At 64.1% G+C, this 14857-nt stretch carries 14 protein-coding genes and 1 pseudogene; 8 read left to right on the forward strand and 7 right to left on the reverse strand.

The features are described 5' to 3' along the window. Positions 1 to 291 (forward strand): annotated as a pseudogene (locus tag ACO2Q4_RS09835) (porin); the annotation flags it as partial. Between the two features lie 78 nt (positions 292 to 369). Continuing rightward, entirely contained in the window at positions 370 to 2124 is a 1755-nt protein-coding gene (locus tag ACO2Q4_RS09840) for a glucan ABC transporter ATP-binding protein/ permease (RefSeq protein ID WP_423318996.1), read from the forward strand. Between the two features lie 8 nt (positions 2125 to 2132). On the opposite strand, the gene ACO2Q4_RS09845 is transcribed toward ACO2Q4_RS09840, so the two are convergent. Then, on the reverse strand, positions 2133 to 3341 hold the full coding sequence (locus tag ACO2Q4_RS09845) for an MFS transporter (RefSeq protein ID WP_423318998.1): 1209 nt from the start codon (positions 3339 to 3341) through the stop codon (positions 2133 to 2135). A gap of 33 nt (positions 3342 to 3374) precedes the next feature. Further along, the gene (locus ACO2Q4_RS09850; protein WP_311758455.1) at positions 3375 to 3821 is read right to left on the reverse strand and encodes a VOC family protein; all 447 of its coding nucleotides are present in this window, start codon (positions 3819 to 3821) and stop codon (positions 3375 to 3377) included. 125 nt (positions 3822 to 3946) lie between these two features. Between ACO2Q4_RS09850 and ACO2Q4_RS09855 the strand changes: the two genes are divergently transcribed. Beyond that, the gene (locus ACO2Q4_RS09855; protein WP_423319001.1) at positions 3947 to 4405 is read left to right on the forward strand and encodes a MarR family winged helix-turn-helix transcriptional regulator; all 459 of its coding nucleotides are present in this window, start codon (positions 3947 to 3949) and stop codon (positions 4403 to 4405) included. Here the strand turns inward: ACO2Q4_RS09855 and ACO2Q4_RS09860 are convergent. From ACO2Q4_RS09860 to ACO2Q4_RS09875, 4 genes are all read right to left on the reverse strand, one after another. Further along, entirely contained in the window at positions 4402 to 4917 is a 516-nt protein-coding gene (locus ACO2Q4_RS09860) for an isoprenylcysteine carboxyl methyltransferase family protein (RefSeq protein WP_423319003.1), read from the reverse strand. The two genes, ACO2Q4_RS09855 and ACO2Q4_RS09860, sit on opposite strands and share 4 nt — an antisense overlap. Further along, positions 4917 to 5987 carry a type III polyketide synthase gene (locus tag ACO2Q4_RS09865; RefSeq protein ID WP_423319005.1) on the reverse strand — a complete coding sequence of 357 codons (1071 nt, stop codon included), beginning with the start codon at positions 5985 to 5987 and terminating at the stop codon, positions 4917 to 4919. The genes ACO2Q4_RS09860 and ACO2Q4_RS09865 overlap by 1 nt, the downstream gene beginning before the upstream one ends. An 86-nt stretch (positions 5988 to 6073) precedes the next feature. Next, positions 6074 to 6466: a cupin domain-containing protein gene (locus tag ACO2Q4_RS09870; RefSeq protein ID WP_423319007.1), complete on the reverse strand. Its 393-nt coding sequence runs from the start codon at positions 6464 to 6466 to the stop codon at positions 6074 to 6076. Between the two features lie 15 nt (positions 6467 to 6481). Beyond that, entirely contained in the window at positions 6482 to 7312 is an 831-nt protein-coding gene (locus ACO2Q4_RS09875; RefSeq protein ID WP_423319009.1) for a hypothetical protein, read from the reverse strand. A 96-nt stretch (positions 7313 to 7408) separates the two neighbouring features. On the opposite strand from ACO2Q4_RS09875, the gene ACO2Q4_RS09880 reads away from it, so the two are divergent. Next, positions 7409 to 8458 (forward strand): linear amide C-N hydrolase, encoded by a 1050-nt coding sequence (locus ACO2Q4_RS09880; protein ID WP_423319011.1) that lies wholly within the window; start codon positions 7409 to 7411, stop codon positions 8456 to 8458. Between the two features lie 28 nt (positions 8459 to 8486). Here ACO2Q4_RS09880 and ACO2Q4_RS09885 read toward each other — a convergent pair whose 3' ends face one another. After that, on the reverse strand, positions 8487 to 10142 hold the full coding sequence (locus ACO2Q4_RS09885; RefSeq protein WP_423319012.1) for a flavin monoamine oxidase family protein: 1656 nt from the start codon (positions 10140 to 10142) through the stop codon (positions 8487 to 8489). Positions 10143 to 10215: 73 nt separating this feature from the next. On the opposite strand from ACO2Q4_RS09885, the gene ACO2Q4_RS09890 reads away from it, so the two are divergent. The 4 genes from ACO2Q4_RS09890 to ACO2Q4_RS09905 all read left to right on the forward strand — a co-directional run bounded on the left by ACO2Q4_RS09890 (position 10216) and on the right by ACO2Q4_RS09905 (position 14854). Continuing rightward, positions 10216 to 10995, forward strand: a complete 780-nt coding sequence (locus ACO2Q4_RS09890) for a carbon-nitrogen hydrolase family protein (protein WP_423319013.1) — start codon at positions 10216 to 10218, stop codon at positions 10993 to 10995. A gap of 350 nt (positions 10996 to 11345) precedes the next feature. After that, entirely contained in the window at positions 11346 to 12917 is a 1572-nt protein-coding gene (locus ACO2Q4_RS09895) for an ABC transporter substrate-binding protein (RefSeq protein ID WP_423319015.1), read from the forward strand. 111 nt (positions 12918 to 13028) lie between these two features. Further along, positions 13029 to 13964, forward strand: coding sequence for an ABC transporter permease (locus tag ACO2Q4_RS09900; protein ID WP_423319017.1), 936 nt, complete (start codon positions 13029 to 13031; stop codon positions 13962 to 13964). Continuing rightward, complete coding sequence (locus tag ACO2Q4_RS09905) at positions 13964 to 14854, forward strand: ABC transporter permease (RefSeq protein ID WP_423319019.1); 891 nt, start codon at positions 13964 to 13966, stop codon at positions 14852 to 14854. Before ACO2Q4_RS09900 ends, ACO2Q4_RS09905 begins: the two co-directional genes overlap by 1 nt. The last annotated feature ends 3 nt before the right edge of the window (positions 14855 to 14857 follow it).

Here is a 14857-nt window from a genome sequence, read left to right on the forward strand (position 1 = left end):
ACCGGCGACGGCAAGGACGATGCCGGCAGCTATGGCTATGTCAAGCTGGGCTGGAGTGGCGATCTCTGGGATTACGGCAAGACCGCGGTCTCGATCGATTACTTCGACGGCTCGGACTATGTCAGCGCGGGTTCGGAATCGAAATCATGGGGCGTCCAGGCCGTCCAGACCTTCGCCGAGCAGAATATCGACGCCTATATCGGATACCGCGAATTCGCATATGACGACGAAACCGACGCAGACTACCAGGACATGAGCGCTTTCCTCATGGGAATGAGGTGGAAGTTCTGAGCGGGCGCGGCGCGAGTTCCCGGCCGCATCCTCCGCTGCGCCGCGCGGTCCCATCCGTCTGAGCGGAGGATATCGCGCATGTCCCAGCCAGGAATGAGCACGGCGCAGGTCTATCGGCGCACCGTCGGCCTGCTTGGCGGGGAAAGGTGGCTTGCGACCGGGCTTTCGGCAACCGGTGTCGCGATTGCGATCGTGCAACTTGCAGAACCGGTCCTGTTCGGTCGCATGGTCGACAGCCTTGCCCGCGGCACCGGGGCATTTGCACTGATCGGCACCTGGGCCGCATTCGGGCTGGTCGGGATCTTTGCGTCGGCCATCACGGCGGTTTCAGCGGACCGGCTGGCCCATCGGGCGCGGCTTGCGGCGCTGGGGGCGGCATTCAGCCGGGCGATCACGCTGCCCATCTCATACCATGCCGAGCGCGGCACCGGCTCGGTCACGCGCGCGATCCTTGCCGGGACCGATGCGCTGTTCGTCCTGTGGCTGGGCATCCTGCGCGAGCAACTGACCGCGCTGGCCGGGATCCTGTTGCTGATCCCGACAGCGATCAGCATCGATCCGCGAATGGCCGCGATTCTGGCCTTGCTGGGCGTCGTCTATCTGGCACTGAACATCCTGGTCATCCGCAAGACCCGCGAGGGGCAGGCTCGCGTCGAAAGCCATTCCGGCAGGCTTTACGGCCGCGTCGGAGACGTGCTGGGCAATGTCACCGTCGTGCAAAGCTATTCCCGCCTGGCGGGCGAGATGCAGGCGATGCGCCAGATGACCGCGTCCCTTCTGGCCGCGCAATATCCGGTGCTGACCTGGTGGGGGCTGCTGACGGTCCTGACCCGCGCGGCGGCGACCGTGACCATGGTCATCATCTTTGCCGCCGGGGCATTGCTGGCGCAGAAGGGCCAGATCACCGTGGGCGAGATCGTATCATTCGGCGCCTTTGCGGGGCTGATGGTCGGGCAGCTTGACCGCCTGTCCTCGTTCGTCGGCAGCATCTTTCGTTCGACCCCCACGATCCGCAGCTATTTCGAACTGCTGGACGCGCCTGCCGAGGTGACGGACACCCCTCGCGCGGTACGGCTGGTCCAGCCTGTGCTGGGTCACGTCGAGTACCGTGAGGTAAGCTATCGTTTTCCGGGCAGCGAACAGGGGGTGTTCGACCTGTCCTTTACCGCCCTGCCCGGCCAGACCATCGCGCTGGTCGGCCCAACGGGTTCGGGGAAGACCACGACGCTTGCCCTGTTGCAGCGCCTGCGCCAGCCCGATCAGGGCAGCATCCTTGTCGATGGGCACGACATTGCCGGACTGACGCTGGCCTCGCTGCGCGACAATATCGCCGTCGTCTTTCAGGAAGCGGGGCTGTTCAACCGCTCGATTGCGGAAAATATCCGCGTCGGACGCCCCGAAGCCACGGATGCCGAGGTCGAACAGGCCGCGCGGCTTGCCGAAGCGCATCAGTTCATCCTGCGCAAGCCCGGCAATTACAGCTTCGTCATCGGCGAACGCGGCAATGCCCTGTCGGGGGGCGAACGCCAGCGCCTTGCGATTGCCCGCGCCGTGCTGAAACACGCCCCGATCCTGATCATGGACGAGGCAACCTCGGCCCTTGACCCCGCGACCGAGGCCCGCATCAAGCGCGCCATCGACAAGCTGCGCGCGAACCGCACCACGCTGATCATCGCCCATCGGCTTTCGACCGTGGCCTCGGCCGACCAGATCCTGGTGCTGGACGCGGGCCGGATCGTCGAACGCGGCAACTTTGCCGAACTGACGCGGCAGGACGGGCTTTTCGCGCATCTGGTGCGCGAGGGAGAAATCGTCGAACCCAAGGCCGACTGACCCCGCCGCTAGGCCGCCGCCATCTGCATTCCGCGTCGGGGGAACGGGCGGAAAGTCATCAGGATCAGCATCGCCGCCAGTCCCATCGCGCAGGAGCCGATATACATCAGCGCATAGCTGTCGAAGCGGTCATAGACCAACCCACCCAGCAGCGGCCCGGTCGACATGCCAAGGCTGCCCGCCATCGCGCTGCCGCCGATGATCGTGCCCATCATCCGCAGCGGAAAGTTCTCGCGGATGATGACGGCGTAAAGCGGCATGGTCCCGGCATAGATGAAGCCCACCGCCATCGCCACGGCGTAAAAGCCCGCCAGCCTGCCGACGAAGACATAGGCCAGCACTGCGAAGGCCTGCGCAAGAAGACCAAGGACAAGCACGCGCTGTGCGCCGAAACGGTCGCCGGCGATGCCAAAGCCGATCCGGCCGAACATTCCTGCCAGCCCCTCGACGCTGTAGATCGTCACCGCCGCGATCATGGGAATACCGCAGGTCACGGCATAGCTGACCGTGTGGAAGATCGGCCCGGAATGTGTGGCGCAGCAGAAGAAATTCGCAAGCATCAGGACTGCGAACTGGGGCGAGCGGACGGCCGTGCTGACCGACATGCCACCCTGCGGGCCGCCATCTTCGGGGTGTGAATCGTCATGGGCCAGCGCAGGTGCCCGCCGCACCAGCAGCGAGGCGGGGATCATCAGCGCGGCAGCGATGACCGCCAAGGTCAGCATCGCCCCTCGCCAGCCCTGCCCCGTGACCAGCCACGCCGCCAGCGGCGCCATGGTCATTGGCGCCATGCCCATGCCAGCCGAAACCAGCGAAACCGCAAGGCCACGCTGCGTTTCAAACCAGCCGGTGACGCAGGCCATGATCGGGACGAAGACGGCGGCCGTTGCCGTTCCGACCAGCAGTCCGAACAACAGCTGGAACCCGATCAGCGTCTCGGCGCGACTGGCCAGCGCAAGGCTTGCAGCCAGGATCACGGAACCCGCCAGCAGGACCGGGCGCGGTCCGAAGCGATCCGACAACCCTCCCCAGACCATGCTGGCCAGGGCCATCGCCAGAAAGCCGATCGTCATCGCCGTCGAGATCCCGGTGACTGACCAACCCGTCTCCTGCGCCATCGGGCGCAGGAACACGGGCAGCGAGAACATGGATCCGGCCGCGACGCAGCCCAACAGGCCGCCAGCCGCGACAATCACCCAGCGATAGGGATGGTTCATGGCATGCTCCTGTCAGACCACGAGGACCGGGGATCACCCTTGGGATGGAGTCCAGCCCGCCGAAGGGATCGTGTTGATCATCCAGGGCACGCCAAAGCAATCGACCAGCGAACCGAAACCCGGCGACCAGAAGGTTTCGGAAAAAGGCATGACCTGCCGGCCCGCTTCGGACAGATCCTCATACCAGCGCCGCGCCTTGGCGATGTCATCGGTATGCAGGGTGACGTCGAAGCCATTCTTCGGCTTGCCCACGTTCGGTGCCCAGGCGGAATCCATGTCCGCACCCATCAGCGCCTGATCCCCGACCTCAAGCCAGCAATGCAGAAGCCAGTTCTTGTGCTGCTCGCCGCTGACCGGCATGCCGGGAGGCGCATCGCTGTAGGGTATCGCCGCGGTGACCTTGCCGCCAAGCACCCTGGCGTAGAATTCGAACGCCTCGCGGCACTGGCCCTGAAAGCTCAGGCTTGTCACGATCTTCATCGACCTCTCCTCTCTGGTCTGGCTTCAACGCGCATCGACGGATCGGATTGGGACCCTGGTACGGTTGACGCCGGGGTATCTATGTTGATATCAACTTAATTGTCCCCTACCTGTCAAGCACGACGATGCCCCCGCCCGATCTCACCCATGCCACGACGCTGATGGTCCGCGACACCTGCCTGTGCCTTCATGCGCAGCGCGCGGCGCGCGCGTTGGCACGCAGGTTCGACATCGCGCTGAAGCCCGCGGGACTGACCAGCGGGCAGTTTTCCTTGCTGATGTCCCTGAACCGCCCCGCCCCGCCCAGACTGGGAGAGGTGGCGGGGGTTCTGGCGATGGACCGCACGACCGTGACCGCAAACCTGAAACCGCTGGAGCGGCGCGGACTGGTTGCGACCGGCCCCGATCCCGAGGATCGGCGCAGCCGCCTGCTTCACCTGACCCCTTCCGGGCGCGAGGTTCTGGCCAGTGCCCTGCCCATCTGGCGACAGCTTCATGCCGAGATCGAGGCCGGGCTGTCCGACCCCACCCAGTTGCGCGACGATTTGCGGTTGCTATCCACCGTTCCGGAGCCCGCAGTTTAAGTGGGGCGCGCATGGCGCAATCCGGCAAGCGCGCGGTTCTCGGCCCGGATGCGGACGCAAAGCATCAGACCGTTCAGCACGGTAAAGACCAGTGCGACCGGCCACAGACCCAGGACCAGCGGCGCGACCGCGATCTCGGCCACGACGACGGCATAGTTCGGGTGGCGCAGCAGGCGATACGGTCCCCGCGCGACCAACGGCCGGTCAAGCACGATGATCCGCGTCGTCCATCGCGGACCAAGGCTTGCCAGCACCCACAGCCGCGCCAGCTGCAAAAGCGCGAAGCTCGCCAGCCACGGCAGGTGCAGGGGCTGGCTCAATCCGAAAACCGCAATGGCCAGCAGCCATGCGCCGTGCAGCAGCACGATCAGCGGATAATGCGCCGCGCCGTATTCGATCGCGCCCTGCGCCAAAAGCCGCGCGGTATTGCGGCGTGCCAGCACCAATTCGCCCAGCCGCTGAAGAAGCAGGAACGCGATGAAGGCCAACGCCCCAGCATCCGGCGCGGACATCATGGCACCTCCAGCGGCAGGGTCGACAGGGTGAAGCCCGGCCCTAGCGCCATCGTCAGCAATCGACCGCGCTGACCCGATGCCAGCACATCCTGCAGGACGAACAGCACCGTCGGCGCGGACATGTTCCCGGCCCGCGCCAGAACGTCACGCTCGACCTGCAGGGTCCCCTCGTCCAGATCCAGCGAGGTTTCCAGCGCGGTGATGACCTTGGCCCCGCCCGGATGGCAGACATAGCGGTCAAAGCGCCGCCCGGCAGCATTCCGATCCGGCCAAAGCGCATCCAGCGCGGGGCGCAGTTCCGTTTCGGCAAAGCTGGGAATGGCGCGGTCGAAGATCACTCCCAGCCCGGTTTCCTCGACGGACCAACCCATGATGGCCAGGGTGTCGGGCCACATGTGCTGGCGACCGGAACCGACCTGTGCAAGCGCGCCCTCAATCTTGCCGGTGCGCAGCACGCAGGCGGCGGCGCCGTCACCGAACAGGGCCGTCGCGATGATGTCAGCCTTGGTCAGCCGGTCCAGCCGGAACAGCAGGGTGCAGGCTTCGACCGCGACCAGCAGCACGACCGCGCCCGGCCTCGCCGCCGCAAGGCTGCGCGCCACGGACAGCCCCGAGACACCGCCCGCGCAACCCAGGCCAAAGACGGGCACCCGCATCACGTCCGCGCGAAACCCCATGCGCCGCGCAACCAGCGCCTCAAGCGTCGGGGTCGCCACCCCGGTCGAGGAAACGGTCACGATCACGTCGACCTGATCCGTCCGCAGCCCGGCGGCGTTCAGCGCCGCGTTGGCCGCATCGCAGAACATCGCACTGGCCCCCGCGACATAGGCCGCGCTGCGGTCGGTCCAGCCATGCGGCTCGCGAAACCACGAAAAGGGCACGACCGAGTGGCGCTTGACGATGCCGGTATTCTCAAAGGCCGGGGCCAGCCGGTCGAACTGCGCGAAGCGGGGTTGAAGCACCGCGCGGGCTTCGGCGAGCACTTCTTCCTGCGTCAGGATATGTTCGGGCTGCGCGCTTCCGAGGCCAAGAAGCTGCACAGCCTGCCCCGGAATGTCGCCTGCCATGATCCCTCCCGATCACGATCTGCCCAGTCGATTGTAGCGCGTCGAATTCCCGATGGGGTCACGATCCCGGCACCGGGCGGATATTGTCAGTAGTCCAGATCGGTCTGGATCCAGCGCGGTGAATGGTGAATGTCGATGGTCTGCAACCTGCCGGGTCCAAGATTTTCGAACCGGTGTGGCACGCCTTTTGGACCAAGCACCACCTCGCCTGCGCCCGCCTCGATCACCTCGTCCCCGACAAAGAACCGCGCGCGGCCGGCGACGACGACAAAAGTCTCGTCATAGGGATGGACATGCAGGCGTGGCCCCTCTCCGGGCGTGTCGTTGCCATAGGCCAGCACCGTCACCGGGCCATCAAGCGCCTCGCCCGGAACCGAGCCACGCCACGCCCCCGGCTTGGCCGGATCGAACAGGACGGCGCGGGCGGGCGGACGCCCGTCCGGTTGCACGGTATCAGGATCGAAATCCTTGCGGGCCATGTCCCTTCCTCCGTTTCAGAAACGCCAGGTCGCGCCGATCACGGGCCCCTGCAACCGGGCGTCGAAGACATGGCCGTCATCGTCGTAATCCACGTCCATGATCTTGTAGCCGAACGAGACCGAGCCATTGTCGGTAATGATGTAGTTGAAGGTGCCGAGCGCCGACCATGTCTGGTCGGATCCCATGCCAAAGCCCCCGACATCGGCCTGCGCCTGGAATGACCAGCGCTCGCTGATCCGGGCAAGGGCGCGCATGCCGATCACCGGGTCGACCCAGCTGAAGCTTTCCTTGAACCGGCGGGATTGTCCCAGGGCCCGCACCGTCAACTCGTTCGAGATGTGCCAGAACCGCAGCCCCGCCAGACCGTCAACCGTCAGCCCCGGCGCGTCGTGGAAACGATACCCGCCCTGCACCGTCGCCATGAACTGCGTGGTGTCGACATCGCCGCTGACCGGCAGGCCTGCGGGAAGTCCCGGCAGCGCGGGAAGTGTGCCCGCCGTGCTGTCCGTGGTGTCGACGAACATCATGTCCCCCGAAAGCACGAACCTGCCGTTCCGCGCCCAGAAGTTGATGAATCCGCCAAGGTTCAGGCTGTCCATCACCTCCGAGAAGTCCTTCTCGATGCTGACGGTCGGCCCGCTGCGAAACGGAGAGACATCGCCATCCAGCCCCGTCGCCCAAAGATAGGGCGAGATCTGGACGATCCAGCCATTGGGACTGTCCTGCGCGATTGCAGGCGCAGTCCACAAAGCGGCCAGTCCCAGCAAGGGCAAAGCAATGAATTTCAAACCGTCCCCCATCTTCGCGTAATGCGGGTGCTTGTCCTGCCAGCATCCCGCACGCATAGTGCCGTCATTCGATCGGATTGTCTTGGCGGAAATTCGGCACCCGAACCTCGGCAACCAGCAGAATTCGTGGCGATTTCAACTGATGAGGCTGGCGTGAAACTGAACCGACCGATGATTTCCCTGATTGCAGCCGCGTGCCTGCTGCAGGCCGGGATTGCCGATGCCTGCACCCGCGTCGTCTATCTGGGCACGAACGATCAGATCATCACGGCCCGTTCGATGGACTGGAAGGTGGATGTGGGAACGAACCTCTGGGTCATGCCCCGAGGTATCCAGCGCAACGGAGAGGCGGGGCCGAACTCGATCGAATGGACCGCGAAGTATGGCAGCGTGATCGCCACTGGCTATGACGTCTCCACCACTGACGGCATGAACGAAGCCGGGCTGGTCGCGAACATCCTGTGGCTCGTCGAATCCGAATATCCTGAATATGACGGCAAGACACCGGGTCTTGCCATATCGCTTTGGGCGCAATGGGTGCTGGACAACTTCGCAACCGTGAATGAGGCTGTCGCTGCACTGGAGCAGGAACCCTTTACCCTGGTCACCGACAGCGTGCCGGGCGAAGACAGGCTTGCGACCCTGCACCTGTCGATTTCGGATTCCACCGGCGATAGTGCCATCGTCGAATATATCGATGGCAAGCAGGTCATCCATCACAGCCGCGATTACCAGGTGATGACCAACTCGCCGATCTTCGACAAGCAGCTGGCGCTGAACGAATACTGGAAAGAGATCGGCGGCACGGTGATGCTGCCCGGCACCAACCGTGCCGCGGACCGCTTCGCGCGGGCCTCGTTCTATGTGAATGCCATCCCCAAGACCGAAGATGCCGTCGAAACGTTGGCCAGCGTTTTTGGCGTGATCCGCAATGCCTCGGTTCCGTTCGGGATCACGACGCCGGACCAGCCGAACATCTCGTCGACGCGATGGCGGACGGTCGCCGATCACAAGCGCAAGCTTTACTTCTTTGAATCCGCGCTGACCCCCAACACGTTCTGGGTGGACCTGAAGACGCTCGACTTTGCCGAAGGGGCCAAGGTGATGAAGCTGGATCTTGGCCCGAACCAGATCCACACCTTTTCGGGCGTGGCGAATGACCAGTTCAAGGAAACCGAACCCTTCAGGTTCCTGGGACTTTAGGCATACGTTTCGTGGTCCCCGCCCGCCCCTAATCCGGCAGGGCCACGGGACCAAGATCGGCCCACAGATCGCCCGGTCCCGGATTGTCGGCAGGGCTGGCGCCACCCAGATGGGTCATGATCCCCCAGACGGCGTTCAGCGCGGTCTGGACCGCGCCTTCGACCCAGGCGGGGGTCCAGCTGATACCGTCACCCGCCAGGAAGATGCCCCGCTGTTCGGACGGCATCGCCGCTTGCATGAAATGACCGTACATGCGGTGGTTATAGCGGTAATGGCCGGGCAACGCGCCCTTGAAGGCGCCCAGGAAATTCTCGTCCGATTCCCAGCTGACGCAGATCGGGTTGCCACGGATATGCTGGCGGATATCGACGCCGGGATAGACGCGCTCCAGTGCCGAAAGCGCCAGCTCGACGCGTTTCTCGGGGCCATAGGGCAGCACCTTCAGCGCGTCGGTCATCCAGCTGTAGGACAGGCAAATCACTGCCGGCCGATCCGGACCGTTGTCGAAGAAATAGGTACCGCGCGTATGCCGGTCGGTCAGCGTCATCGACAGAAGTGGACGCCCGGTGGCAGGGTCGATGTCATTCCAGAACGGCCGGTCCACCATGACGAAGGTCTTCGCCGCCTGCATATAGCGGGTGCGATCCAGCGCCATCCACAGCTTCTGGTCGAAAAGCGCTTCGTCCACCGCAACCGAGGTGGTCAGCAGGTGGCTCTGGCAGGTGACCAGCACCGCCGCATAGTCCCGCGACACGCCCCACAGGTCTGTGATCGTCAGCCCGCCCCCGGAATTGCGGCCGATCTTGACGGCCCGCCCCAGCGTCGCGCCTCCGTTCAATTGGGCCAGCGTCGTTCCCTGTGGCCAATGCGCGCAGGCGGCAGGCTGTCGCCACAGCCGGTGCAGGACATTTTCCACGCCGCCCACGACATAGCGCTGGTGGTCGTCCAGCTCGAGCAGGTTGACCCGAAGGATTTCGAGCATCGAGTTCGGAAAATCGCTGTCCCACCCCCCGGTGCCGAAGCCGACCTGCCCAAAGACCTCGCGATGGCGGAAGCTGAGATTGCGGAACGCCTGCGACGAGACGACAAAGTCATAAAAGGTCCGCTCGTCCCATTTTTCGACGAGGGGATCCCAGATCGCTTTCAACCGATGGGCGTCGCGGTCCCGAACCGCCTGCGTCAGCGCTGAAAAATCGGCGTGCTCCTCCAGCGCGGCGCGATAGGCGAAGGCGACCTCGTGGTAAAGCTGCGGCAGATCGCCGAGACCGCGGGCAAAATGGGTCTCGCCCTCAAGGTCGATCACGGTCGAGCCGGCGGCCGCTGTCAGCGGGTTCGGAAAGGGCCGCGTCGTCAGGCCAAGGGCGTCCACATAATGATAGAAGGCCCGCGACGAGACGGGAAAGCGCATCCCGCCCAGTTCGGCGATCACGTCCTCGGTCCCCTCGAAAAGCTCCGAGCGCAGGCGTCCGCCGAATTTTCCTGATTCATAGATCACCGGGCGCAGGCCCATCTTCATCAGCTCGTGCCCCGCGATGATGCCAGCGGCCCCTGCCCCGATCACTGCCACCGCCTGTCCGTGGCACTTTTCGGGTATGCTGCCCAGCCCGGCAGGATGGGCCAGCCAGTCGTCATAGGCAAAGGGAAAGTCGGGGCCGAAGGCGGTGACGGGACGGGACTGGCTCATGATCGACAGGGCTTCCTTGGCGGCGGGAAAAGGCGCAAACCTGTGGCTGATAATGCTTTTTGCGGAGGCAGGAGTGAAGCTGGCACTGTGGCAGACCGCGCCGACAAATGGACGGATCGAGGCCGGATTCGATGCACTTTGCATGCAGGTGCAGGCAGCAGCCAGCGCCGGGGCAAATCTGCTGCTGGCACCCGAACTGTTCCTGCCCGGTTACAACCGGCCCGATCTGCATGCCACGCTGGCCCAGCCGCTGGATGGCGAATGGATGGGACGCCTTCGCGAGGTGGCGGCGCGGACGGGTTGCGGGATCTGTCTTGGCTGGGCCGAACGCGACGGTGCGGCAGTCCATAATGCCGCGACGACGATCGGGCCCGATGGCGCGATCCTTGGCCACTACCGCAAGATCCAGCTTTACGGCGCAATGGAACAGGCAAGCTTTGCCCCCGGCGACCGCCTGTGCGCTCCATTCCGGCTTGAGGGACTGCGGGTGTCGATGCTGGTCTGCTATGATATAGAATTTCCTGGCCATGCGGCGGCGCTGAGCCGCGCCGGGATCGACCTGATCCTTGTTCCGACTGCGAACCCGGTCGGGTTCGAACATGTCCCCCGGCGACTGGTCCCTGCGCGGGCACATGAGAGCGACGCCACCGTGGCCTATGCCAACCTTGCCGGGGCCGAAGGCGACGTGACCTTCGGCGGTCTTTCCGTAATAGCCGGCCCCGACGGAGAGCCGCTGGCCAGCGCGGGTGCGCGCGGTGACGCGCTGCTGATCGTCGATCTGGCCGCCACCGCATCCATCCCGTCCCGGCTTCGTTCCGGCGGGGGACGTGATTACCGGCCTGCTCTGAAATGAACGAACAGCGCGCATTCCATCACAAAATCAGAACGCTGGCACCAGTATCCAAGAATATTTCTGGCTTCATGAGAGGTTCGCAGACAACGTGCCGCCACGTCGACCGTCCACAATTCGGGGGATAAGAGTCCGTGGGTCTGGTGGACCAAGGGCACTTCCGGTAATCCGCCCATATGTGGACATCCGCGAGATGCTGCGGCCGAAGCAGGTCGGTCCCGGCCCATGGGATCGACGAGGAGTGAGGAACGTCCGGGCTGTGCGACAGGCCCTGCCGTTGCAACGAAAGTCGCAGGGTGCCGTCCGACGGCAGAACCGCCAAACCGACATCGAGGTGTCACGTGACCAATAAAATGAAACTGCTTCTGGCTTCCGGCCTGGCCAGCCTCGTGCTGATGTCGCCGGCAATGGCCGAGAACATGCTGCGCGTCTCGTATCCCGAGGATCCCAAGACCGCCGATGTCCAGATGACCACGGATGCCTATACGCTTCCGCTGAACGTCTTCGACCGCCTGATCGAATCCGAAACCACCGGTCCCGGCCAGTCGGCGCTGGTTCCCGGTCTGGCCGAGAAATGGGAGGTTTCGGCGGACGGCCTGACCTATACCTTCCATCTGCGCGACGGCGTGAAGTTCCATGACGGCGCGGTGCTGACCGCCGATGACGTCGTCTATACCTTCGACCGGATGCTGAACCCGGCGACCAAGGCGCTGAACACCGACATCCTGACCTTCATCGCGGGTGCGCAGGACCGGCTGGACGGCAAGGCCGACAGCGTGTCCGGCCTCAAAGCGGTGGATGAGCATACGGTCCAGATCACCCTGACGCAGCCCTATGCGGCTTTCCTTGCGCTTCTGGCCTCGCCCGGCGCGTCGATCTACAACCGCGCATTCACCGAGGCTGCAGGCGATCAGTTCGGCCTGACGCCTGAAACGACCAACGGCACCGGCCCGTTCATCCTGCGCGACTATACGCTGAACGACAGCCAGATGCTTGAGGCGAATGACGACTACTGGCGCGGCCGTCCCAAGCTTGACCGCCTGCTGATCCGCGTTGTCACCGATTCCGAGACGCTGCGGATGCTGTTCGAATCCGATGAGCTGGACGTTTTCGATCTGGACTATGCACCCACGCAGACGCCCTATTTCTATGGCAGCGACCAGTGGAAGGCTCAGGTCCGCTCGGGCCCGCGCGTCGGAATGTATTACTACAACATCAACCAGGCGAAGAAGCCCTTCGACGACGTGCGGGTCCGCAAGGCCTTCCAGATGTCGATCGACCGGCAGACCATTCTGGACAAGAACTTCTACGGCAAGGGCAAGCTGGAAGACGGCGTGATGCCGCGCGGCCTGGCATGCTATGCCGCGGCGACGCCCATCGAATACAACCCGACCAAGGCCAAGGAGCTGCTGGCCGAAGCCGGATATCCCGACGGGGTCGAGATCACGCTGCAGCAGGCATCGAACTGGTCGCAGCGCTGGTCGGACATGAACCAGATCATCCAGGCGCAGGTGGCCGAGGCCGGGTTCAAGGCCAACATCGTCACCAGTGACGAAGCTGCCTTCATGGCCGCCCGCAAGGTCGGCGACAGCGACAACTATACCCAGGTCTGGTCGGCGGATTTCAACGATCCCGACAACTTCTTCTATACCTTCTTCTCGGAATCCGGGACGAAGGTGCGCGCCTATAACAACAACGACCCCGAAGTCTTTGCCGCCATCGACAAGGCGCGCGGCATGACCGACCAGGAGGCGCGCTGCAAGCTGTATCAGGACCTGACCAGCCGGATCGTCGATACCGACGCCGCCTGGGTTCCGCTGTTCAGCCTTGACCACAGCTATGTCGTCCAGTCCCGCGTGAAGAACTTCACCGTTCCGTGGAACGGCTGGAGCGACATGAGCTATTACAAGGTCGAGGTCGAGTAAGGCCCCTGGACCGGGGCGTGTCCAACCGCGCGCCCCGGTCCCGCTTTGATCGACCGCCCTTCCGCCACGCCCCCCGCGCCACGCGGGCGCCGCAGAAAGAGCATCCCGCCCATGTTGATGTTTGCGCTTAGACGCATCCTGGTTTCGATTCCGGTCCTGATCGGGATCACCCTTATCCTGTTCATCATGCTGAACGTGGTCCCCGGAGACCCGGTCGCGCTGATGATGAAGGAACACGCCAGCGCCGAGGTGATCGCCCGCGTCCGCGCCCAGATGCATCTGGATGACCCGATGATCACCCGCTATTTAAGCTTCCTGTGGAATGCGGTGCAGGGCGATCTGGGCAATTCGATCAAGCTGAACCGGCCCGTCACCGACCTGATCCTGAAGGCGTTCCCGAACACGCTGATGCTGGCGGTCTGCGCCGCACTGGTGTCCTGGATCATCGGCATCCCGGCCGGAATCCTGTCGGCCGTGCGCCGCGACAGCCTGCTTGACCGCTTCTTCATGGGCTTTTCGCTTCTGGGCGTGTCGATGCCGATCTTCTGGTCGGCGCTGCTGCTGCAATATGTCTTCGCGATGAAGCTGAAGCTGCTGCCGGTCTCGGGTTTCTATGGCTGGAAATACATGATCCTGCCGGCAATCGTGCTGGGCTGGTCCTCGGCCGGGGTGATTGCACGACTGACGCGGTCCAGCCTGCTTGAGGTCATGCGCCACGACTATATCCGCACGGCGCGCGCCAAGGGTCTGCGGGAAACCGGCGTCATCAGCCGCCACGCACTGAAGAACGCCCTGATCCCGGTTGTGACCATTATGGCAATCCAGGTCGCAAGCCTGCTGTCCGGCGCGGTCATCACCGAGGCGATCTTCTCGATCCCCGGCGTCGGCCGCATCACCGTGAACGCCATCTCCTCTCGCGACATGCCACTGCTGCAGGGCGCGGTGTTGTTCGCGACGGCGTTGGTGATCCTGGGGAACCTGGTCGCCGATATCCTTTACGCGGTGCTTGATCCCCGCATCCGCGAACAGATGAAGAAAGCGTCGTGATGACCCATTCCCCCGACATCGCGGCCCCCGCCCCCGAGGCCATCGAGGAAGCCAGCTTCCTGCGCGACACCTTGCGCGCCTTCCGCAAGAACCGGATGGCGATGGTAGGGCTGATCTTTGTCACGGTTCTGGTGCTGGCAGCCGCCTTCGCTCCCTGGATCAGCCCGCACGACCCCTATCGGGTCGCGTTGGACGAACAGCTTTTGCCATCCTCGACGACCTACTGGCTTGGCACGGACAATTTCGGCCGCGACGTGCTGACGCGTATTCTTTACGGTGCGCGGGTCTCGCTGGTCGTGGGCATCGTCCCCAGCCTGATCTCGCTCAGCATCGGGACTGTTCTTGGCATCCTCAGCGGATATCTGGGCGGCAAGACCGATTTCGCGATTATGCGCCTTGCGGACATGATGATCGCCTTTCCCTCACTGCTGCTGGCGATGGTCGTGATGTACACGCTTGGCGCAAACCTGCTGAACATCTTCCTGGCGCTGGCGCTGGTTGGCTGGGCGTCGGTCGCGCGGGTGGTCCGCTCGCAGACGCTGGCGCTGCGCGAAAAGGAATTCATCGAGGCCGCCCGCGCCAATGGCACCAAGCGTGGCGTCATCATGTTCCGCCACATCTTTCCCAACGTGATACCGACGCTGATCGTCCTGTTCTCGCTGTCGATCCCCGAGGCCATCATGTGGGAATCCAGCCTCAGCTTCCTGGGGGTGGGCGTTCAACCCCCCGGCGCAAGCTGGGGCCTGCTGGTCGCCAAGGGCAAGGAATACATGTTCCAGGCCCCGGCCGTCGCCATCGCCCCCGGCATCGCGATCCTGTTGACGGTGCTGGCCTTCAACTTCATCGGCGACGGGCTGCGCGATGCGCTTGACCCGTCGATGAAGGACTGACCC

Source organism: Paracoccus sp. KR1-242 (assembly GCF_049446195.1).
Taxonomy (GTDB): Bacteria; Pseudomonadota; Alphaproteobacteria; order Rhodobacterales; family Rhodobacteraceae; genus Paracoccus; species Paracoccus broussonetiae.